General features: G+C 44.1%; 1 pseudogene. It reads right to left on the bottom strand.

What is annotated here, in order from left to right:
- Window positions 1-166 precede the first annotated feature (166 nt).
- Window positions 167-1,310, bottom strand: a pseudogene (locus tag HMPREF9420_RS12745) (helicase); the annotation flags it as partial.

Here is a 1,310-nt window from a genome sequence, read left to right as displayed (position 1 = left end):
GGGCATCAAACCTAACAGTTAGATTTTGGCAAAATATTTATTTTATTGCCAAAGTCTAACTATCGCATAGATATATATTGGCTGATTTTCCTCTTGGGAATAGTTCGAAAATTTCCTCATAAGTCAACTATTAGTTTACTTGCAGGAAAGAAAAACAACCATTCTTTTAACGTCTCCACTTGGGTCTAAAAGTCTGCAAACGACTATCTTCCTCTTTGTCTTGGACAGGATTGTTCTCATTCTTTATTTTGGCAGAGTAGTTGTTGGATAAATCTTTTCTTTGCTTTATTTCCTCTTTTTCTTCCTTTTCTTCATCTGGTGGAGCAAGGGTAAGCGCAATCTTTCTGTCCAATTCAGCAGCTTCACTTTTGAGTGAGCGAAGCTCGTCCTCTTTCTTCCAAGAACTGTTGGCAATGTTGGTGTAAACGTCTTTGTTAGCCACAACCTTTGCCATTTCCTTCTCATGCGACTCTATTACCTTTGGAATACGTTCCAAAGCATTAACGAAGTTCTGACACGCAAGTTTCGGGTCCGTAGCCAACTTACCGTTATTGTAAGTGTAGTAGATAGACTCCTGCCCTTTCACAAAGAAGCGGTTCACCGAGCAGTCGAACAAGTCCTTGGAAGTACTCTCTGTCTTGACCATAATGGAAAAGCCATAAACTTCACCGATTTTGTTGTACTCTCCTTTGGTGCGTGCCTTCTCGTCAATCTCCTGTAAACGTGCAGCAATGACTTTGAGGTCCGTACTGTCCTCCACGCCTTTGATGGTGAGTTTATTTATAGGTGTACCTTCATCATCACGCTCCACACGCTTCTCAAAGAGAGCTAAGTCAGACTGTGCCTCCTTTATTTTATCCGTATGGAAGGACACGGAACTCTCAATCTCAGCCAACTTGCCCGTTGCGGCATCACGCTCACGAAGGAAGTTCTTACGTTCTGATTCCAAGGTGGTAATCTTCTTATCCAATCTTGCTTTCTCTAAAAGGTCGGTATTACCCGAAAGCACTGCTACGTATTCTGAGAAGTTCATGCCGCTGTCCTCATCCATCGACCCTTCATCAATGGTACGACTGCCGAGCGTGTTTGTCTTCAGCTGGTTGATGAAAAGCTGCTTATTATGCAGCAGGTTAAACTTGTAGCTATCCAAGGAACGTTCCACGGCATAGATAATCACATCAACCTTGTTGTCCGCAAATTCCTTGGCGATAAGATTTCCCTTGCGCACGGCTCGTCCGTTGCGTTGCTCCAAGTCTGAAGGTCGCCAGGGCGTGTCCAAATGGTGGACCGCCACAGCACGTTGCTGTGCG

Source organism: Segatella salivae DSM 15606 (genome assembly GCF_000185845.1).
Taxonomy (GTDB): Bacteria; Bacteroidota; Bacteroidia; order Bacteroidales; family Bacteroidaceae; genus Prevotella; species Prevotella salivae.
Note: the sequence above shows the minus strand (reverse complement) of the source record. Positions and strands in the feature narration are given on the sequence as shown.